Source organism: Acinetobacter sp. TW_SC_4, assembly GCF_054861205.1.
On record NZ_CM142174.1, the window covers coordinates 893,677 to 914,702 of the forward strand.

Here is a 21,026-nt window from a genome sequence, read left to right on the forward strand (position 1 = left end):
TTACATAAAAAGAAGCCCCTCATATGAAGGGCTTCTTTTTAAATATTGTTTATCTTAGAAATGGAAAACGCCTAAGCCTGTTTTCACTTCATCTAAAGTGGCCTGTGTAATATCACGGCATTTATCTGTACCCGTTTTCAAAATATCCATGATGTAATCCGGGTCTTTAGTCAGTTCCATACGACGTTCACGAATCGGACCGATCAGCTCTTTCAGAATACCTTCCAGACGTTTTTTCACCGTACCATCACCTAAACCACCACGGCGATAATGTGCTTTCAGTTCTTCCAGTTCTTCTTTATTGGTGTCGAAAGCATCCAGGTAGGTAAATACCACATTGCCTTCAACCTGGCCTGGATCTTCAATATGCAGGTGATTCGGATCGGTATACATCGCATTGACAGCTTTTTTGATATCTTTATCAGAAGCATCTAGAACAATGGTATTGCCTAATGATTTAGACATTTTCGCTTTGCCGTCAAAACCTGGTAAGCGTCCCACATTAGAAAGCAGCGCCTTACATTCAGGCAGTAATTCACGGCCAATCTGACGGTTAAGGCGACGTACGATTTCATTGGTCTGTTCGATCATTGGAATCTGGTCTTCGCCCACCGGAACTACAGTGGCTTTAAAGGCTGTGATATCTGCTGCTTGAGCCACTGGATAGCATAAGAAACCTGCAGGAATATCACGCTCGAAACCACGCATCTGAATTTCTGATTTAATGGTCGGGTTGCGCTCTAGACGTGAAACTGTCACAAAGTTCAGATAGAGCATAGTCAATTCGTTTAAGGCTGGCAGGCAAGACTGAACACAGATTGTAGTTTTGGTTGGATCAATGCCGACAGCCAGATAATCTGTCGCCACTTCAATAATATTGCGACGTACTTTTTCAAAGTTATCTGCATTATCTGTCAGGGCTTGAGCATCAGCGAGTAACAAATGTTGATGGTGAGAATCTTGTAAACCTACGCGAGAGCGTAATGAACCGACAAAATGGCCAAGGTGAAGCTGTCCGGTAGGACGGTCGCCAGTCAAGATTACTGGACGATTATCTTGATTACTCATTATCTATTCCAAAAGTAGTCTGTACTACATCTATATTTTAACGAATGGCCACATTGTACGGCATTCTGTTTTTGAATGTCAGCCAGAAAAAAAGTCGTAGTAAAAAAATCTTATTAATTAAACAAGTGAATACAATATTTTTTAAATATTTTCATTAAAATATGTCTAAAGATGATAAGGATAACAAGAATGGCGAGCAGCTTATTAATATTATTGGATGATATTGCGACTGTTTTAGACGATGTTGCCGTGATGAGCAAGATGGCTGCAAAAAAGACAGCAGGTGTCTTAGGAGATGACTTGGCATTAAATGCCCAGCAAGTCAGTGGTGTACGGGCAGAACGTGAACTTCCTGTAGTGTGGGGAGTAGCGAAAGGTTCTTTTATTAATAAACTGATTCTTGTTCCTTTGGCTTTACTTATTAGTGTGGTTGCGCCCTGGTTAATCAATCCTTTACTGATGATTGGCGGTTTGTTTCTCTGTTATGAAGGCGTAGAAAAAGTTCTGCATAGCTTAAAGCATAAAAAAGCCAAGACTGAAGAAGACGCTGAGGCTGAATTCACTACGATCGAAACCGATTTGGCCACATTTGAAAAAGAGAAAATTAAGGGTGCAATCCGAACTGACTTTATTTTGTCTGCGGAAATTGTAGTGATTTCTTTGGGCACCGTGGCAGCCGCAGCTTTTACCACCAAGGTCATCGTACTGGCCGGGATCGCCATATTAATGACAGTCGGGGTGTACGGCTTCGTTGCCATGATTGTTAAAATTGATGATTTAGGTTTGTACCTGGCTAAGCAGGTATCTAGCTTCAAGCAAAGTATAGGCCGTGGATTACTGGCTTTTGCCCCTAAATTGATGAAAACCCTGACGATTGTAGGTACGATTGCGATGTTCTTGGTCGGTGGCGGGATTATTGCACATACCATTCCATGGTTTCATCATTTCACTGAAGATTCAGTTGAGTATGTAGAGCATATTCCTAGCCTAGGAAGTATCGTAGGGGCTGTTACGCCTACATTAATTAATCTGGTGATTGGTTTTGTGGCAGGGTTAATTGTATTTATCTTGATTGGCTTTATTCAAAAAATCAGATCGAAACCAAAGCAGGTATAAATTAGGCCCGTTAAAATAAGCTGACTTTAAACTATAAGGAATCTCACTATGCGCTGGAAAGGACGTCGTGTTAGTAGCAATGTAGAAGACCGTCGTGGCGGTGGTGCCAAAGCCGGTGGAATCAGTATTCTCGGGTTGATTATTGCTTTCGTGGCCTGGAAGTTTTTTGGTGTCGATCCACAGCAAGCCTATCAAACCACCAAGCAGGTCACTCAAGGTGTTTCTAGTGCAGAAACACGGGGTCTGGAAAATCCAACGCCAGAGCAGCAAGAAGCGATCGATTTTGTAGGAACTGTCCTTGCCGATACAGAAGATACCTGGTCTCAAGTATTTCAGCAGCAGCTGAACCAGCAATATACTGCACCTAAGCTGGTTCTATTTAGTGGGGTAGTAAATTCTGGTTGTGGTACGGCGCAATCGGCCATGGGACCTTTCTATTGTCCGGCAGACCAGAAAGTTTATATTGATACAGCATTCTTTAAAGATATGCGTACTCAAATGGGAATCAGCGGGGAACAGAACTCAACCGAGTTATCTCGCAATGATCAGGCAGGCGATTTTGCTCAAGCCTATGTGGTAGCGCATGAGGTGGGTCATCATATCCAGACCATTTTAGGTATTTCCTCACAGGTACAGCAGGCACGTCAACAAGCCACTCAAGTTCAGGGCAATCAGCTTTCTGTACGTCAAGAACTACAGGCAGATTGTCTGGCTGGGGTATGGGCTTATCATAACCATGAGCGTACTCAGTTCCTGGAGCAAGGTGATGTGCAGGAAGCAATGGATGCGGCACACAAGATCGGTGATGACTATCTGCAGAAAAAGGCACAAGGCCATGTCGTACCTGACAGCTTTACGCATGGTACCAGTGCACAGCGGGTAAAATGGTTTAATACCGGCCTGAAATCAGGTCAGATGGCTGCTTGCGATACTTTTAATCAAAATATCTAAAATTAAAGATCAAAAAAGGGGAGCAAATGCCATTGCTGTCCCACAATTTTTCACAAGAGGAAGCTCATTTGAGCTTCCTCTTGTTTTATGGGTATTTTATCGGGTGAAAATAAAGCTTTTAAAGTTCTTCTTTCAAACAAATTCACTTGAATTATTCTGAGTAAACGTTGAACTGTCCAACCTGTTTTTCCTAAATGTTGAGCGAAACTCACCAATAAATAGGCGATCATCGCAATCCAGATTTGTGTCTGAATTGCGTTCCTGCTGCGGCCTAGAAACGCTTTTAATTTGAGATTCTGCTTAATCGCCTTAAAGAACAGCTCAACTTTCCAACGATCTTTATAAATCGCCGCAATGGTAGAGGCGGCTAAATGAAAGTTATTGCTGAGAAAGCTAAAGTGCTTGCCACTTTGCTGATCTCTATATTCAATTCTTCTTAACACTGGGGCTTTTCTTTTTAGGGCATGTGCGCTATTCAGCTGAATGGTTTCATCTTTTAGAATACCTTTGGATTCAAGCACTGGATGTTGCTGGATCACCTGATACACAGATTTAGGCCTAAAACGTGTGACAAATCCAATGTTTTGAGCAGTCAGATTTGCATACCATTGGTAATCGACATAGCCTTTATCAAAAACTACAATGCTGCCAGCAGGAAACTGGAATTTGCGGCCTTGTACCATGTCATTTTCTTTGCCATTTTCAACTGCAACAAACTCAGGAATATCATTGCTGTGATTCAATCCTATACTGAGTTTCATGCTGGCTTTTGAGTCGTGAACTTTGGCCCATTCACATAAGGAAAGCGACAGGTCAATATGACTGGCATCCAAGGAATACAAGGGATTCTTAAAGCGAAATTTATGAGCTACTTTTGAGTGTTCATAGTATTTAAGCAACTTGTAAAATAGCTGTTGATACAAGGCAGCAGGCTGCTGCTCATTGATTCGTGCCAGCGTGCTTCGGGGAATAGACTTTGCTCCGAGATGACTTAGCTTTTCCTGTTGGCACTCCAAATTGGATTGAATATCTCTCAGACTTTGCCTACAAGAGAATTGAGACATCAATATGGCAATAAACTGATCCCACCGGGAAGCCGCTCTAAATTTCTGTCCAACATGGTGTACTTTAGCAAGTTGTTCAAAATCCTGTCGCACAACAGGTTTAATTAGCTCATGAAATACGGTATTCTGATGTGACAAAACCTGAGTCCTGGTCGTTAAAGTGTTTGTATGCACTCATATTTTAACTGTTAGGACTCAGGTTTTTTTATTTAAAGCAAACTATGGGACAGCAGTGGAGCAAATGCTCCCCTAATGATTGAATAGTTATTTTTCCAGAAAACGACGGAAGTTTTTCAAAATCTTGATACTGACAAATAAGGCAGCCAACGCAAATAGCGAAATCGCAAAGAGAATATATTTTAAATTGCTGATGTCATTATTATAAAATTGCTTCAATTCATTTTTGGAATAGCTAAGTTTAGTGATCTGACCAGTTCGACTATCTTGGAACTGAATATTTTCAATATAAAAATAATTTCTCACTTTTACTAAATTAACATTCTGAATCTGCCGGGTATGTGACTGATTGTAGTCATCAGTACATAGGGCAGCATAATGCTCACAGCTGATTTTTGCTACATAACCATTTCCCGCAATCAGGATAAACATCGCATTGTCTGGACGTTGTTTATTAGACACCAGTACATATTGCGCTTTGGTATTGCTTTTTAAAGGAATGCTCACAGCTTGCTGATAATATTGATCTGCTTTCAGGATTTCCTGAACTTTGGCAACACAGGTGAACATCAAGGAAAGTGTGACCAGAAAAATGACAGCAGCGAGACATAGACGGAATATGGTTTTGACAGTTTGATGCATAGGAGAAAATTTCTAAATAGAAAGAAGAGAGATGAGAGATGAGCAATAAAGTACTTTAAGACTGTATGTTAAATCATCAGTTGTGAATATTGAAAAGAAACTTAACTTAATTCGAAAAAAAATGGGACTAAACTTGATCCGCTAAAATATACTGTTTTTTTAAACTTATATTTCAAGTAAATCTTTCAGCTCACGGATGCAAATTGCCAAATCTTAGGAAACCTAATGGGAAGTTTCTTTTTTTTACAACTGTTGACGGTGGTCTTTGCTCTGTCAATTGCCACTACCATGTTCAACAAACGTGTTCTAAGTTTTCCTCAAGCGATTGGTGTGCCGATTGTTTCCGCTATTTTTGTATTTATCCTGCAATGGTGTGCCAGCCTGTTACAGGGTAATCCATTTTTTAGCATCAATATTGATAATATTGAGAAAGCAGTTCGCCATGTCGATTTTTATGACTTCCTGATTAATGGTGTGATTTGTTTTATTCTGACTTCATCCGCATTGAAGTTTAAGGTTTCAGATTTACGCAATCACTGGCGGCCGATTGGTATTCTGGCCAGTCTGGCATTGGTTTTCTGTGCAGTTTTCTTTGGTATTGCGCTGTACGGTTATCAGTTTCTGATTGGTAACCATGTCGATATATTGGTTCTACTATTGCTAGGTGCTGCGCTCGGAGCAACGGATCCAATTGGGATTAAAGGTGTCCTCAGTTCGGTACGCGCACCCCATCATTTGATCGTGAAGCTGGAAGGTGAGTCGCTGTTTAATGATGCCATGTGTATTGCATTATTTATGACCTTATTAAATGTACTGCAAGGTGAAAACTTTACCTTACTCGCCGTCCTGCAAACATTGCTTTATGAAATTGTCGTGGCAGTCTTGATCGGAATTGGGTTTGGTTTGGCGATTTTACGTATTCTGCGCGGTAAGCATGAAATGGAATCACTGATATTAACTACTGCACTGTTGGCTTGTGGTTCATATCTGGTTGCTTTACTGGCGCATGCTTCTGCACCAATTGCCTGTGTAATAGGCGGCTTGATTGTCGGTAATAAATGGAAAGAAATTCTGGCTGATGCAGATATCGGTGATGTAAACCATTTCTGGCATACGGTAGAGGGGATTATCAATTCCTTCCTGTTCACCTTGATCGGCCTGGAATTGTTCATTATTGATCTAAGCACCAGTCTGGTTCTAGGCGGAATTGTTGCTTTCATAATTCTGCATTTGGCGCGATTCCTGGCCAACCATCTGTCTTTTGCATTATTCCCTAGAATGAGCAAGAAGAGTTATAACGGCAGTTTAACCATTCTGTCTTGGGGCGGTGTACGTGGCGGGATTTCCTTAGCCCTGATTCTGGCAGTGGCCAATATTCCACAACTGGAAGCATATAGCAGTATTCTGATTGGATATACCTTTATTGTGGTGCTTCTTTCAGGGGTGGTTTGTGGCCTAGGTTTGCCAGCCGTAATGAATGCCTTTTATTACAACCCGAATGAAGAAACCCAAGGTTTTAAAGGCTGGTATCAGCGGATGTGCCACAAAATGAACCGTCGCGGTTTTCAGTATATTGTAGGGGAGGATGCAAATGGAAATGAAACCATCACCATCTTCCAGCCAGAAATGCTGATTGATAAGAAAGATGCAGATGGAGTAGCAACAGTGCATCATCCTGACAAAGTACAGGAAGTGAAGCGTTTAGAGAATCCGGAGAATTTCTAATTATTAGAATTTTCTATCAAGATTGAAAGCCTATGACATCAAGTGCAAGCCAGGAAATGGCACAAATGATTCTGAGTGTGGTTAGCCAAATTCCTTATGCGAAAGTAGCGACTTATGGGCAGATCGCTAAGCTGGCTGGCTTGCCTAAACATGCACGTCTGGTAGGTAGGGTTTTAAGTCAGCTTGATACAGAAACCGATTTGCCTTGGCATCGTGTCCTGAATGCTCAAGGTAAGATCAGTCTCAATAAACTGGATGAATATGGACATAATATTCAACAGCAAAAATTAGGCGCAGAAGGGATTTTATGTGCTGGAAATTGGGTCAGCTTAAAGCAGTTTCAATGGGATGGATTTGTTTGAAAGAGAAATCCCCACTTGATTGAAGTGGGGATTTTTTATTACTTACGGATGACCATTACAGGAACATTGGCCTGTCCCAAGATGCTTTGCGCAACACTTCCCAGGAACAGTTTCTTAAATCCAGTACGGCCATGTGAACCAATTACAATCAGATCAGTATTCAAGGATTCAGCTGCCTTGACAATTTCGCTATAAATCACCTGACCTTCAAGTAACTGAGTCTCTGCCTCAATACCTGCCGCAGCAAATTTTGCTTTTGCTTCGTCAAGTGTTTTTAAAATCGCGGTACGGGCACGTTCAACCAGATCATTGGTTTGAGCTGCTGTAATGTATTCAGCAGCGATATAGGGATCAAGTGCCAGCACCTGAACCACTGTCACTTTACTATTAAATGCTTTGGCAATTTCGACGGCTTTATCGACTGCAGCGTAGGAAGTTTCTGAACCGTCAACGGGTACTAAAATATGTTCAAATGACATTAGAATTCTCCTTATCGGAAATAAGTTTTATAAAAATATGACGCGTTAAAATCGTGTACGAATTGTTGTTTATACTTTGATCATAGCGCGTATTTTATAAAAATAAAACCAAGTAAATACCTCAGTATTATGTTTAACAAAGCAATAATTTTTAATGGTTGGTATATTTTATAAGTTTTTGATTTATAATTATATTTTAAGATTAAAATAATATGATTTTAGAATATTAATGAACTAGGTTAAGAAAGCCATCTAATTTTAATAATGTATTATTACCTGTAATTTTAGATTCAAAAAATCCCTGTTATATAAAACTGTAGGGACAGGTTTAAAATTGAGATTTTAATAATAAAAAATCTATCAAACTGCATAAAGATAGCCTGCTATTTCTAATAGTAAGCTTCTATCAGCATAATTTTAGTGTTCTAAAATTTCCCTTTCCGAGGGTGGGGTAATACCGTTATTTTCTTGTTTAGATTGATCATGATCTGAAATGGATTTCTCACATTCATTATAGTGATCAATTGCAAAATTTTTAATTAAGGTTGAGCGTTCAAACTGATCTTATAGTATTTCATATTTAAACGCTTTTTCAGTAAGTTTTATACCAATCAGAGCATGGAGATCATTCTCTGTACCGTAGTGCTGCTTTATTTGCTGAATCATCCATTTCTGAGGTGCACCTTTGAGTCTAAAGAGCATGACTTCTTGAGCCAGATCCTTTACATCTTCACATCCTAAAAATCTGCTGCTTGGATAAATAACAGTTGCAGTGGCTAAACTTGTAAAACTCAATAGGAGCAGGCTTAGGTATATTTTGAATTTCGTCATCTTCAGTTTTGCTTTAATCCAGAGATACTATTGGCCATATTTGGAAAAGCATTATAGCGATAGGAAAAGGTAGTAGATTCACTTTTTATTTTGTTTCTTCAGCAAGTTATTCTTAAAATTAAATATTATTTGATACGACTTCGATTCAGATTTGGCTTTAAAAAAAGATACTAATTTTCATAGTATTTGCTAATAGGTTTCGAATTAAAGCATGATTTGTACAAAGTTTAAGGGTTTATGATTAATTTGCATAAAGACTGAACATTTGTGGTTTAAAATGCTTGACGATACAACCTGAAATTACGATAATGCGCACACAGTTTACGGCTATGTAGCTCAGTTGGTTAGAGCACCGCACTCATAATGCGGGGGTCACAGGTTCAAGTCCCGTCATAGCCACCATTTTTAAAGACCAAGCTCTCAGCTTGGTCTCTTTTTTTGTACCATAAAAATATTAATAAAAAATTAAGAGAAAGTTCTTCTAAATTTCTTTCTGTTTAAATTTTTGAATCTTCTTTTAATTTCTTAACCCTATTTATTGCTTAAAGATAAAAAAATGCCCAAGCATTTACTTGGGCATTATGGCTAATCTAGTTTTGTTAAAACTTAGATACCTGCTTTCCAACCATTAACGACTGGATAGCGACGTTCACGACCATAAGACCGCGAGCTGATACGTGGACCAATTGCCCCTTGACGACGTTTGTATTCGTTAATATCAACTAGACGAATCACTTTTTTCACGACTTCAGCTTCAAAGCCTTTGGCAATGATGTCATCTTGGCTCAGATCTTCTTCAATATAAGCATAAAGAATCGCATCAAGCACTTCATAAGCCGGTAATGAATCCTGATCGACCTGATCTGGACGAAGTTCTGCTGATGGTGGACGAGTAATGACACGCTCAGGAATTACTGGAGTTTCTGCGATGCTGTTACGGTATTTTGCCAGTTCAAACACAATGGTTTTATAAACATCTTTTAATACCGCGAAGCCGCCGACCATATCGCCATATAGTGTGCAGTAACCAACGGCAAGTTCGGATTTATTACCGGTTGCCAGAACCAGATTGCCGAACTTGTTAGAAAGCGCCATTAATAAAGTACCGCGTGCGCGCGCTTGCAGGTTTTCCTCAGTAGCATCTACAGGGGCATTGCCAAAGAATGGATACAGGGTTTGCAAGAAGCCACTTACAATCGGGTTAATCTCAGCAATACCGAAAGTTACACCCATCGTTTTCGCCTGTTCAGTGGCATCTTCTACACTGATCTGAGCAGTATAGGTATAAGGCATCATCACTGCTTGGACTTTGTCAGGGCCAATCGCATCTGCTGCGATGGCAAGAGTCAGGGCAGAGTCAATACCACCAGACAGACCCAGAATCACGCCTGGGAAACCTGAACGCTGTACATAGTCACGAGTTGCCGTCACCAGACTTTGATAAATCTCAGCCATGGTTTCTAGGGCTGGAGTAATCGTGCCTTTGCTGAACTCTAATTTTTCTGCATCATATTCAGCGATATACAAGCCTTTTTCAAAGCTAGGCGCTTGTAGAGCCACTTCGCCTGATTTATTAAGTACAAAGCTGGTGCCGTCAAAAATGAGGTCATCTTGGCCACCTACCTGGTTACAGTACACCAAATTGATATTCAACTGTTTGACCAGTGCAGCCATGGTATCGATACGGTGTTGCGGTTTGCCTACTTCGTATGGAGAAGCATTTAGAACCAGCGCAGTATCAATATTTAATTGAGCCAGCTGTTGAACGGTAGATAATGACCAGACATCTTCACAGATCAGAACACCAAACTTGTGTCCCAGATATTCGAAGACCAGATGCTGATGTCCTTCACCAAAATAGCGTTTCTCATCAAATACACCATAGTTTGGCAGAGTTTGCTTATTATAAACCCCTAAAACTTCACCATCTTTCATGACGGCTGCTGAGTTATAGCGTTCACCATCTTCAGCCTGATTGACAAACCCGAAGACCATGACGATATCTTTTACTTCAGTCAGTTTCTCAAACGCCAGTTTTGTACGTTTAGCCAGACTTGGACGAATTAATAAATCTTCAGCCGGATAACCTAAAGTTGAAAGTTCAGGGAAAATAATAAGATCAGCATTATCTTTTTTGGCCTGATTTGCCAAATCTATCATTGTCTGCGTATTTGCATCTAAATTGCCCACATGTGGAGAGAATTGAGCAATCGCAATTTTAAAACTTTTCATTCCAATTAAGTCCTATTCCTATAGGTGAATACACTAAATCACTGATTTTTAAAATTCTAATTATCCAGCTGAGTGCAGTTTGATACGAACAAAATGCCAAATGGCCAAAATTAAAAAAGTCATGACCGCATGATCATTAAATCTTGATTTGCGAGCTACAAATATCATACTTGGCTTATTTTATCGAAATTTGAGGCAGATGCTAGAGCTGTTTCAGGAGAATTGAAACAGATATACAAAGTTATGATCAGAAATGATTTATTATGGTGCTTTTTTATTCTGGTAAATGCAAAAAAATACTCAATTGGATTTAAATGAGTTTATTTTCCAAAAATAGAAATCAACAGAATACTTGAGTGAAAAATATTCAATATCATCTGCTTAACTGATTTTTTAAAATAATATTAGGGATTTTTTTTAGAAAAATATCGCGTGCAATATCTCCCTGTTGTTCAATGTTATAGTCTAAAAAGGATTTGTTGGGATTAAATTGATATTTGTAAGGATTATATTTTCCCATACTTAAAAAATAAGCGGCTTGCAAAAAAGCACCCTTAAACAACACATTAATATTCTGCTGATATTGATAAATATGCGCCATTTCATGAATGAAAAGCGCCTGATAAGAACGGCTTTCTTTAGAATAATCGTCCCGATAATTCAGGTTACGCACATGAATATAACCACTTGGTGCCATAATCACATGCTTGGATTGCCAAGGCAGGAAAGGGTGATTCATGACACGGACTGCTGAATAGTCAATCAGGTCAGCAAAGACTTGCTGGCAAAGCTTGATTTCTCCTGAAGTCAGACTCCGGCTTTTAAACTGATCAAAACGAATCATTCTCAGGATGAAGGGAAGCAGGTAAAACAGCATTAAAACTCAATCCTTAACGATATAAGAGTAATTTCTAGAAATTTGCAGAAATTGAAAATTCTTCAGGTTTACTATTTTAAGTTTTTCACATCTTGGTTGTGTTGGTTTTTGTCAGTCATAAAAAAACCACCCAGAAGGGTGGTTTCTTACGTCTTTCAACGCTAACCGAATTAACGGTTGATGTCGCGTTGAACTTCGCCAGTGTAAAGCTGACGAGGACGACCGATCTTGTAAGGACCGCTGTGCATTTCTAACCAGTGGCTGATCCAACCAACTGTACGAGCAAGCGCGAAGATCACAGTAAACATTTCTGTTGGGATACCAATCGCTTTAAGGATGATACCTGAGTAGAAGTCTACGTTAGGGTAAAGGTTACGTTTGATGAAGTATTCGTCAGAAAGTGCGATACGTTCAAGTTCCATAGCAAGAGCAAGCTGTGGATCGTTGATGCCAAGAGCACCAAGAACTTCGTCACAAGTTTCTTTCATTACTTTCGCACGTGGATCGAAGTTTTTGTACACACGGTGACCGAAGCCCATGAGTTTAACTTCTTTAGTTTTCACTTTTTCCATGAAGCCAGCAACGTTTTCTACAGTGCCGATTTCATCAAGCATCTTAAGAACAGCTTCGTTCGCACCACCGTGAGCAGGACCCCAAAGTGCAGAGATACCAGCAGCGATACATGCATATGGGTTAGCGCCAGTAGAACCAGCTAAACGTACTGTAGACGTAGAAGCATTTTGTTCGTGGTCAGCGTGAAGTGTGAAGATACGGTCCATTGCTTTCGCAAGAATTGGATCTACTTTGTAGTCACGGTCTGCTGGAGTAGCAAACATCATGTACAGGAAGTTTTCAGCGTAAGTCAAATCGTTACGTGGGTAAACGAATGGTTGACCAACAGTATATTTGTAGCTCCAAGCCGCCAAAGTAGGAATCTTAGCGATTAAACGAATCGCAGTGATTTCACGATGGTTAACATCTTCGATGTCCAGATTGTTATGATAGAACGCAGACAACGCACCAACAACACCAACCATGATTGCCATAGGGTGAGCATCACGGCGGAAACCGTTATAGAAGCGGCTTACTTGATCGTGAACCATAGTGTGGTTACGAACTTTAGCGTCGAATTCTTCTTTTTGCTCAGCTGTTGGAAGCTCGCCATTAAGAAGTAAGTAGCAAGTTTCTAGGTAATCAGCTTTAGTTGCTAACTGGTCAATTGGGTAGCCACGGTGTAAAAGAACACCTTTATTACCATCGATGAAAGTGATTTTAGACTCGCATGCAGCTGTTGCCATAAAACCAGGATCAAAAGTAAAGTGACCTGCAGCCAACACATCCTTAACGTCGATTACATCTGGGCCCAATGTGCCGCTGTAAATTGGTAATTCAATTTCTTTGCCATCAAGCTGTAAAACGGCTTTCTTGCCAGTTGCTTCAGACATTCAATAGATCTCCTGTCCTGGTGAATGTATATCCGAGTTGCCTATCAATCTTTTAATGCACAAAACGGACGGATCAAAAATTTGCTATAAGATTAGTGGCTACTGAAATTTTGTCAATTATACTTATGGATGAAAAATGACATTCTCACAGTGGTTTAGTCATTTATCTTGGTATAAAAAGTTTAATAAAATCACAGTACCAAACCTCTATAATAAGTCAAATTGAACAGAAGGTGCAGAAAAAAATATAGTCTCTGCCGTATTTGTAAGCGTTTTTTCCTAGCAAAAAATAAAGCAGAAATTGAGAAAATATTTTAAGGCTGCAACTTAAAATTATATAAATCTCGTAACTTACATCGATTTCCTTAAGTTTTTACTTCAAACTTGAATTATAAATAAAAGCAATAAATTTTCTTTTTAGCTGTCTTTAGTCGGCTAAAAAATAGCTCGCAAATTTGCTTCACTTTGTTTAATGCAACTTAAACAAAAATAAATAAGTGTTTTTTTGAATCCAAAATGTCTAAAAACATCAAAAAAACTATGATCTACAAAGAGATAAGTAGGTTTTGGTACAAAAATTCCAAATTGAGATACCTCTATATAAATAGTCATTATTTATTTGTGAAATATATCCTTATGATTTTACTTGGGATTAAAGGACTTAGGGGCAGAATTACATTTTTACCGTTCATCTTTAGTCTAAATCTACTTAGTCGAAGCTTGGCTACATAACAGGCTAAATTAATCAGGTTAATTATTAAAAAACAAATATCTAGAATGAAAATATGAAGATAAAGCAAGTAGGGGAGAACTTAAAGTTGTTGTTAATGATTCTTATTTAAAGGTTTTTTATTTAAAAAGCCAAATACAGTTGTTTGTATTTTAATAGTTCACGTTTTATAATTCAGTGTCGTTTTATGTTTAGGCATGTATTTGCCTGATAATGCCAGCTTTCCTTCGAATTAATTCCAACAAACTCCGGATGGAGTTTTTAACTACAGGATGCCCGCTGTGAAAAGCAACAGACCTGTCAATTTGTCCATGGGTCAAGTTTTAGAAGTAAACTTAAAATCACCCGTGGCTATTGCATCAATTCTACACCGTCTTTCAGGTGTCATCGTATTTTTACTCGTACCGGTCCTTTTGTGGCTGTTGGATAAATCATTGTCTTCAGCAGAAGGTTTTGCTGAAGTGCAGGAAATCTTTAACGGTTTCTTTGTTCGCTTTATCGTATGGGTATTTGTAGCCGGCTTAATTTATCATTTGTTCACTGGTATTAAGCACTTACTTGCAGATATCGGCGTTGCAGAAGAACTGCAAAGCGGTCGTACTGCAGCTACTATTTCATTAATCTTGTCTGCAATCGGTATTGTTGCAGCATTTGTATGGATCGTACTCTAATGAAAAGTGCTACTGGTTTAACAGGTTCAGGTTCTCGTGATTGGTTTGTCCAACGCATTAGTGCTGTAGTTCTAGCTGTTTATACCGTTGTGGTGTTTGGTTGGATCCTACTGAATGGTGGCTTCAACTACGAGCAATGGTACGGCTTTATGATGACAGTTCCAATGAAGATTATGTCTTTGTTGGCAGTCTTATCTCTTGTTGCGCATGCATGGATCGGTATGTGGCAGGTATTCACTGACTATGTGACTACTCGTCAAATGGGTCCATCAGCATCAGGTTTACGCCTTGTACTGACTTCAGCAGTGATTATTGCTGTATTTGCATATGCGATCTGGGCAATCCAGATTTTTTGGGCGAATTGATAGGAAACAATCATGGGCGCTATAACCCCTAAAGAAGATTACACAAATATTCCACACGAAACTTTCGATGCAGTTATCGTTGGTGGTGGTGGTTCTGGTATGCGCGCTTCTTACCAACTTGCTCAAGCAGGTTTGAAAGTTGCGGTACTGACTAAAGTATTCCCAACACGTTCTCACACTGTAGCAGCGCAGGGTGGTATCGGTGCATCTCTTGGTAACATGCAAGAAGATAACTGGCATTACCACTTCTACGACACAGTTAAAGGTTCTGACTGGTTAGGTGACCAGGACGCGATCGAGTTCATGACTCGCGAAGCACCGCAAGTGGTATACGAATTAGAACATTTAGGTATGCCATTTGACCGTAACGCAGACGGTACGATTTACCAACGTCCGTTTGGTGGTCACTCTGCAAACTACGGTGAAAAAGCAGTTCCACGTGCATGTGCTGCAGCCGACCGTACAGGTCACGCGCTTCTTCATACGCTTTATCAAAGCAATGTTAAAATGGGTACTCAGTTCTTCGTTGAATGGATCGCGCTTGACCTGATCCGTAACGAAGCAGGTGATGTACTAGGTGTAACAGCAATTGACCAGGAAACTGGTAAAATTGCCGTATTCCAGGCGAAAGCTACATTGTTCGCTACAGGTGGTGCTGGTCGTGTTTACCGTGCATCTACTAATGCTTATATCAACACTGGTGACGGTCTTGGTATGGCAGCTCGTGCAGGCATTCCATTACAAGATATGGAATTCTGGCAATTCCACCCTACAGGTGTTGCGGGCGCAGGCGTACTGTTGACTGAAGGTTGTCGTGGTGAAGGTGCAATCCTTCGTAACAAAGACGGCGAACCGTTCATGGAACGTTATGCACCGACTCTGAAAGACTTGGCTCCTCGTGACTTCGTATCACGTTCTATGGACCAGGAAATCAAAGAAGGTCGTGGTTGTGGTCCTAAAGGCGATTATATCCTTCTTGATATGACTCATTTGGGTGCTGACACCATCATGAAACGTCTGCCATCTGTATTCGAGATTGGCAAGAAATTCGCGAACGTCGACATTACTAAAGAGCCAATTCCTGTAGTACCAACAATCCATTACCAAATGGGTGGTATTCCTACGAATATTCATGGTCAGGTAGTTGTTCCTGAGTCTCCAGAATCTGAACCTCTAGTAACGAACTACGACAAGAATACTGATACCTATTCTACTAACCAAGAAGGTCGCAACTTCACGAAACCAGTGAAAGGCTTCTATGCGATCGGTGAATGTTCATGTGTATCTGTACACGGTGCAAACCGTCTAGGTACAAACTCACTGCTTGACTTGGTTGTATTTGGTAAGGCTGCCGGTCAGCACATCATCGATTATGTGACTAAACACCACGGTGATGAATATGAACCGCTTCCTACAACTGTACTTGAGCAAACTGTTTCACGTATTCGTAAACTTGACGAATCAACTACAGGTGAAAATGCTCAAGAAGTTGCTGATGCGATTCGTGATATCGTTCAAGACCACGCTGGTGTATTCCGTACATCTGCACTTCTTGAAGAAGGTGTGAAACAGATTCTTGCAATTGAACCGCGCGTGCGCAACATTCACTTGAAAGACAAATCTAAAGTATTTAACACAGCACGTATTGAAGCACTTGAAGTTGAAAACTTGTATGAAGTTGCTAAAGCGACTCTAATTTCAGCTGCAGCGCGTAAAGAATGCCGTGGTGCGCATACGGTAGTAGACTTTGAAGAGTCTCCTGACCATCCTGCATACCCATACGGTCGTCGTGATGATGAGTGGATGAAGCACACATTATGGTTCTCTGCGGACAACCGTCTTGAGTATAAGCCAGTGCGTTACCGTCCATTGTCGGTTGATGCGATTCCACCTAAACCACGTACATTCTAATTCGGAGAAGTAAGATGAGTAGAGGTACTCGTACATTTAATATCTACCGCTACGATCCTGATAAGGATGCAGCACCGTACATGCAAACTTTTAAACTGGAATTGACTGACAAGCACCGTATGTTGCTTGATGCACTTCTGGCCTTAAAAGTACAAGACGAATCTTTAACGTTCCGTCGCTCATGTCGTGAAGGTATTTGTGGTTCTGATGGTGTAAACATCAATGGTAAAAACGGTCTTGCATGTCTGTGGAACCTGAATGATTTACCAGAAACAATCACAATCCGTCCACTACCAGGTCTTCCAGTAGTTAAAGACCTTGTAGTTGACATGAACCAGTTCTACGATCAGTACAACAAGATTCATCCGTTCTTGATCAACAACCAGCCTGCACCTCCTAAAGAGCGTCTGCAGTCTCCTGAAGAACGTGAACATCTTGATGGTCTGTATGAATGTATTCTTTGTGCATGTTGTTCAACTTCATGTCCATCATTCTGGTGGAACCCAGACAAGTTCTTGGGTCCTTCAGCATTGTTGAATGCATACCGCTTCATCATTGATTCGCGTGATACAGGTACTCAAGAGCGTCTGGCTCGTCTTGACGATCCGTTCTCTCTGTTCCGTTGTAAAGGTATCATGAACTGTGTATCTGTATGTCCTAAAGGCTTGAACCCTACTAAAGCAATCGGTCACATCCGTAACATGCTTCTAGATATGGCTGGCTAATTTAGACTGCAATCAACAGTTTTTCAAAAAGCACACCACTTGGTGTGCTTTTTGCTTTATAGAGCTCCATAAATGAACAGTGGTAGTGAAAACTGCTGTTATTGGTGCTGTATCTTATATGATCAAATCGGGTGATGAATCATTGCAGAACATTTTGGTCGGATTTATGCACTATTATGATGTTGTTTAAGGTATTTATGATTTTTAGATGTAATTCTGGACTGAAAAAGGTTTTCAATAATGTTATTATATAACGCAAAGTTGTAAAGGGAGTGGATTGGAAGATTTACTCTCTTTTTGTTTATCAAAAAGATGTAGGACTTTAGTCTACGCTGAATGTGTTTTTCATTTAAAGCTCCCTATGTTAGAGTAATTTCTGACGGAAGTATTTGACTAAAAAACATGCGTTTCTCGTCAAAAAAATCAATTGATTAGTCGAGATCGTGATAGCATTTAGCACAAGACTATATTTAAAAAATGTGTGGGCCGGTGTACATTTTTTAAACACGGAAAAAGTAGAGACTGGTATATAAATGTAAGTCAAAGTCGCTTTAGAAAAAATATAGTTTAAATCTTTGTTTTTTCTAAGTCGATTTGCAAAAAATTGCTCGGTCACGATCGGGTATTTAATGAGTGATGATGCCGCTGAGGGGCGTTATTGTTCATTAAACATATCAAGAATTTTCTTGGTGTGGTGATAACGCCTCATGGCTTATGCCTTATGGGGGACTAATGTTGAATTATCAATTTGACATTACTAATCCTGGGTTTTGCTTAAAAAGCATCCTGAAAATGTTTTTGCAATAGGAAATGGGTCCACAAATGCAAGAAGTTGCTGACGCTCTGCGTCTTGACACTGAACTTTCCGCTGATAGTGCAGCGTATATTGAAGAACTTTATGAGCAGTACCTCACTGCTCCAGACTCAGTGGGTGCTGACTGGAGAGCGTACTTCGATAAATTCCCAAAAGGTGATCAACCACACAGCAATGTACGTGAGCAATTCCTACTTTTAGGTCGCAATTCAAGCCGTATTCAGCCTGTTATCCAATCGACAGTAAGTTCAGAGCATGAACGTCGTCAAATTGGCGTTTTACAGCTGATTGCTGCGTACCGTAACCGTGGCCACCAAAAAGCAAAACTGGATCCATTAGGTCTGGCTAAACGCGAAGTTGTGCCAGATCTTGATCTTTCTGCGCACGGTTTAACTCAGTCTGATCTGGACACTATATTCAATACCGGTAACCTTGCGATTGGTAAGGAAGCAGCGACTTTGGGCGAAATGGTTCAAGCGATGGAAGCGACTTACTGTAGCTCTATCGGTGCTGAATACATGCATATCGTGGATACCAAAGAAAAACGCTGGATCCAGCAACGTCTTGAAAGCGCACGTGGTCAATATGGCCTGAGTGCTGATCAGAAAAAACATGTTCTTGAACGTTTAACTGCGGCTGAAGGTCTGGAAAAATACCTCGGTAATAAATTCGTGGGTGCAAAACGTTTTGGTGTTGAAGGTGGTGAGTCTTTCATTCCTATGGTGAATGAATTGATCCAGCGTGCCGGTTCTGTAGGCTGTAAAGAAGTCGTAATCGGTATGCCACATCGTGGTCGTCTGAACCTTTTGGTTAACATCATGGGTAAAAACCCGGCTGACCTGTTCGGTGAGTTCGAAGGCAAATCACTACACAAGAAAGGTTCTGGTGACGTTAAGTATCACCAAGGTTTCTCTTCTAACGTGATGACTCCAGGTGGTGAAGTTCACTTGGCATTGGCGTTTAACCCATCTCACCTTGAAATCGTTGGACCTGTAGTTGAAGGTTCTGTACGTGCACGTCAAGTCCGTCGTAAAGACATTGGCGGCGATGACGTGTTACCAGTGATTGTTCACGGTGATGCTGCATTTGCAGGTCAGGGCGTAAACCAAGAAACCTTCCAAATGTCACAGACTCGTGGTTACACAGTAGGTGGTACAGTTCATATCGTAGTGAACAACCAAGTTGGTTTTACCACATCTGATCCACGTGATGCACGTTCTACAGAATATTGTACTGACATCGCGAAAATGATCCAGGCACCGATCTTCCATGTGAATGGTGATGATCCGGAAGCTGTATTATTTGTAGCTCAGCTTGCACATGACTTCCGTCATACTTTCCGTAAAGACGTCGTGATCGATATGTTCTGTTACCGTCGTCGTGGTCATAACGAAGCGGACGAACCAGCTGCAACTCAGCCAATGATGTACCAAGTGATCAACAAAAAAGCGACCACTCGTACGCTTTATGCCGACAAACTGGTTCAAGAAGGTGTACTTGATCGCGCAACTGCAGATCAAATGGTTGAACAATACCGTTCTGATCTTGAAGCCGGTAAACATGTAGCCAATGCACTGGTTCTAGAGCCGAACAAGAAAATGTTCGTAGACTGGACACCGTACCTGGGCCATGAATACACAGACGAGTGGGATACTACATGTGATCTAGAACGTCTTAAAGAGCTTGGTCGCAAAATGCGTGAGCTTCCAGAAGGCTTCGTGATGCAGCGTCAGGTATCTAAAGTGATTGACGACCGTCTGAAAATGCAAACTGGTGAAATGCCGCTGAACTGGGGTGCTGCTGAAACTCTAGCCTATGCATCACTGCTAGATGATGGTTATCTGGTTCGTTTAACTGGTGAAGACGTGGGTCGTGGTACATTCTCACACCGTCATGCAAAACTGCATAACCAGGTAGATGGCTCAACTTATATTCCACTTTGCCACATCAAAGAGAACCAACCGCGCGTTGCGATCTATGACTCTTTATTGTCTGAAATGGCAGTACTGGCATTTGAATATGGTTATGCGACGACTCTTCCTAAGAGCCTGATCATCTGGGAAGCTCAGTTCGGTGACTTTGCAAACTGTGCGCAGGTGGTGATTGACCAGTTCATCTCATCTGGTGAAACCAAATGGGAACGTGTATGTGGTCTGACTATGCTTCTGCCACACGGTTTCGAAGGCCAAGGCCCTGAGCACTCATCTGCACGTCTGGAACGTTTCTTGCAACTATGTGCTGAAGATAACATGCAAGTGATGACTCCAACTACACCTGCACAGATCTTCCACGCGTTACGTCGTCAGGCAATCCGCCCGATCCGTAAGCCAATGATCATCATGTCACCTAAATCATTGCTTCGTCATAAATTAGCGGTGTCTAATCTGGAAGAACTGGCTAACGGTACATTCCAGACTGTGATCGACGAAGTAGATAACATCAACAAAGCAGACGTAACCCGTCTGGTATTGTGTGGTGGTAAGGTTTACTACGATCTGGTTGAAAAACGTCGTGAAAAAGAATTGAACAACACTGCAATTGTACGTATTGAACAATTGTATCCGTACCCAGAAGCACGTCTTGCAGAAGTTCTTGCTCAGTATCCAAACGTTAAAGAACTGGTTTGGGCACAAGAAGAACCGAAAAACCAAGGTGCTTGGTTGTTCATCGCGCCTCGTTTATATGACGATGTGATGAAAGCGGGCAAACAAATCCGTATTAGTTACGCAGGCCGTGAAGCTTCAGCTGCACCGGCGTGTGGTTCACCATACTTGCATGCAAAACAACAAGCTCAGCTCGTTAACGACGCTCTAGCGATCGATGCTGAATAATCCAGGAGAT

17 protein-coding genes and 1 tRNA gene are annotated in these 21,026 nt (G+C 40.8%); 10 read left to right on the top strand and 8 right to left on the bottom strand.

Annotation, left to right across the window (positions count from 1 at the left end; genetic code table 11):
- Positions 1-54 precede the first annotated feature (54 nt).
- The gene (gene trpS / locus ACWM1W_RS04180) at positions 55-1,068 is read right to left on the bottom strand and encodes a tryptophan--tRNA ligase (protein WP_208462443.1); all 1,014 of its coding nucleotides are present in this window, start codon (positions 1,066-1,068) and stop codon (positions 55-57) included.
- 189 nt (positions 1,069-1,257) lie between these two features.
- On the opposite strand from trpS, the gene ACWM1W_RS04185 reads away from it, so the two are divergent.
- Both ACWM1W_RS04185 and ypfJ read left to right on the top strand, forming a co-directional pair.
- Positions 1,258-2,184, top strand: coding sequence for a DUF808 domain-containing protein (locus tag ACWM1W_RS04185; RefSeq protein ID WP_461603306.1), 927 nt, complete (start codon positions 1,258-1,260; stop codon positions 2,182-2,184).
- A 48-nt stretch (positions 2,185-2,232) separates the two neighbouring features.
- Complete coding sequence (gene ypfJ / locus ACWM1W_RS04190; RefSeq protein WP_208462441.1) at positions 2,233-3,135, top strand: KPN_02809 family neutral zinc metallopeptidase; 903 nt, start codon at positions 2,233-2,235, stop codon at positions 3,133-3,135.
- A gap of 50 nt (positions 3,136-3,185) precedes the next feature.
- Here ypfJ and ACWM1W_RS04195 read toward each other — a convergent pair whose 3' ends face one another.
- Together ACWM1W_RS04195 and ACWM1W_RS04200 are read right to left on the bottom strand one after the other, a co-directional pair.
- Positions 3,186-4,337 carry an IS4-like element ISAbe18 family transposase gene (locus tag ACWM1W_RS04195; protein ID WP_004646736.1) on the bottom strand — a complete coding sequence of 384 codons (1,152 nt, stop codon included), beginning with the start codon at positions 4,335-4,337 and terminating at the stop codon, positions 3,186-3,188.
- A 126-nt stretch (positions 4,338-4,463) separates the two neighbouring features.
- Complete coding sequence (locus ACWM1W_RS04200) at positions 4,464-5,018, bottom strand: hypothetical protein (RefSeq protein ID WP_208462440.1); 555 nt, start codon at positions 5,016-5,018, stop codon at positions 4,464-4,466.
- 225 nt (positions 5,019-5,243) lie between these two features.
- Here ACWM1W_RS04200 and ACWM1W_RS04205 point away from each other — a divergent pair, with 225 nt between their 5' ends.
- Both ACWM1W_RS04205 and ACWM1W_RS04210 read left to right on the top strand, forming a co-directional pair.
- Positions 5,244-6,743 (top strand): cation:proton antiporter, encoded by a 1,500-nt coding sequence (locus tag ACWM1W_RS04205; protein WP_208462439.1) that lies wholly within the window; start codon positions 5,244-5,246, stop codon positions 6,741-6,743.
- Positions 6,744-6,808: 65 nt separating this feature from the next.
- Positions 6,809-7,105, top strand: coding sequence for an MGMT family protein (locus tag ACWM1W_RS04210; protein WP_375725720.1), 297 nt, complete (start codon positions 6,809-6,811; stop codon positions 7,103-7,105).
- Positions 7,106-7,143: 38 nt separating this feature from the next.
- Here ACWM1W_RS04210 and ACWM1W_RS04215 read toward each other — a convergent pair whose 3' ends face one another.
- Entirely contained in the window at positions 7,144-7,584 is a 441-nt protein-coding gene (locus ACWM1W_RS04215) for a universal stress protein (RefSeq protein WP_005234607.1), read from the bottom strand.
- Between the two features lie 564 nt (positions 7,585-8,148).
- Positions 8,149-8,415: a hypothetical protein gene (locus ACWM1W_RS04220; protein ID WP_228301720.1), complete on the bottom strand. Its 267-nt coding sequence runs from the start codon at positions 8,413-8,415 to the stop codon at positions 8,149-8,151.
- A gap of 325 nt (positions 8,416-8,740) precedes the next feature.
- Between ACWM1W_RS04220 and ACWM1W_RS04225 the strand changes: the two genes are divergently transcribed.
- A tRNA-Met gene (locus ACWM1W_RS04225) sits at positions 8,741-8,817 on the top strand.
- 204 nt (positions 8,818-9,021) lie between these two features.
- Here the strand turns inward: ACWM1W_RS04225 and ACWM1W_RS04230 are convergent.
- The 3 genes from ACWM1W_RS04230 to gltA all read right to left on the bottom strand — a co-directional run bounded on the left by ACWM1W_RS04230 (position 9,022) and on the right by gltA (position 12,969).
- Positions 9,022-10,647, bottom strand: coding sequence for an NAD+ synthase (locus ACWM1W_RS04230; RefSeq protein WP_034170522.1), 1,626 nt, complete (start codon positions 10,645-10,647; stop codon positions 9,022-9,024).
- Positions 10,648-11,020: 373 nt separating this feature from the next.
- Positions 11,021-11,524, bottom strand: coding sequence for a hypothetical protein (locus ACWM1W_RS04235; protein WP_034170521.1), 504 nt, complete (start codon positions 11,522-11,524; stop codon positions 11,021-11,023).
- A 170-nt stretch (positions 11,525-11,694) separates the two neighbouring features.
- The gene (gltA, locus tag ACWM1W_RS04240; protein ID WP_004782984.1) at positions 11,695-12,969 is read right to left on the bottom strand and encodes a citrate synthase; all 1,275 of its coding nucleotides are present in this window, start codon (positions 12,967-12,969) and stop codon (positions 11,695-11,697) included.
- A gap of 1,002 nt (positions 12,970-13,971) precedes the next feature.
- Between gltA and sdhC the strand changes: the two genes are divergently transcribed.
- The 5 genes from sdhC to ACWM1W_RS04265 all read left to right on the top strand — a co-directional run bounded on the left by sdhC (position 13,972) and on the right by ACWM1W_RS04265 (position 21,016).
- Complete coding sequence (gene sdhC, locus ACWM1W_RS04245; protein ID WP_034705238.1) at positions 13,972-14,370, top strand: succinate dehydrogenase, cytochrome b556 subunit; 399 nt, start codon at positions 13,972-13,974, stop codon at positions 14,368-14,370.
- A complete protein-coding gene (gene sdhD / locus ACWM1W_RS04250; RefSeq protein ID WP_004782980.1) occupies positions 14,370-14,735 on the top strand; it encodes a succinate dehydrogenase, hydrophobic membrane anchor protein in 366 nt (121 codons plus the stop codon). Before sdhC ends, sdhD begins: the two co-directional genes overlap by 1 nt.
- 12 nt (positions 14,736-14,747) lie before the next feature.
- Positions 14,748-16,646 (top strand): FAD-binding protein, encoded by a 1,899-nt coding sequence (locus ACWM1W_RS04255; protein WP_034170520.1) that lies wholly within the window; start codon positions 14,748-14,750, stop codon positions 16,644-16,646.
- A gap of 14 nt (positions 16,647-16,660) precedes the next feature.
- Positions 16,661-17,371, top strand: a complete 711-nt coding sequence (locus tag ACWM1W_RS04260; protein WP_034170519.1) for a succinate dehydrogenase iron-sulfur subunit — start codon at positions 16,661-16,663, stop codon at positions 17,369-17,371.
- An 822-nt stretch (positions 17,372-18,193) separates the two neighbouring features.
- A complete protein-coding gene (locus ACWM1W_RS04265) occupies positions 18,194-21,016 on the top strand; it encodes a 2-oxoglutarate dehydrogenase E1 component (protein ID WP_005234618.1) in 2,823 nt (940 codons plus the stop codon).
- The last annotated feature ends 10 nt before the right edge of the window (positions 21,017-21,026 follow it).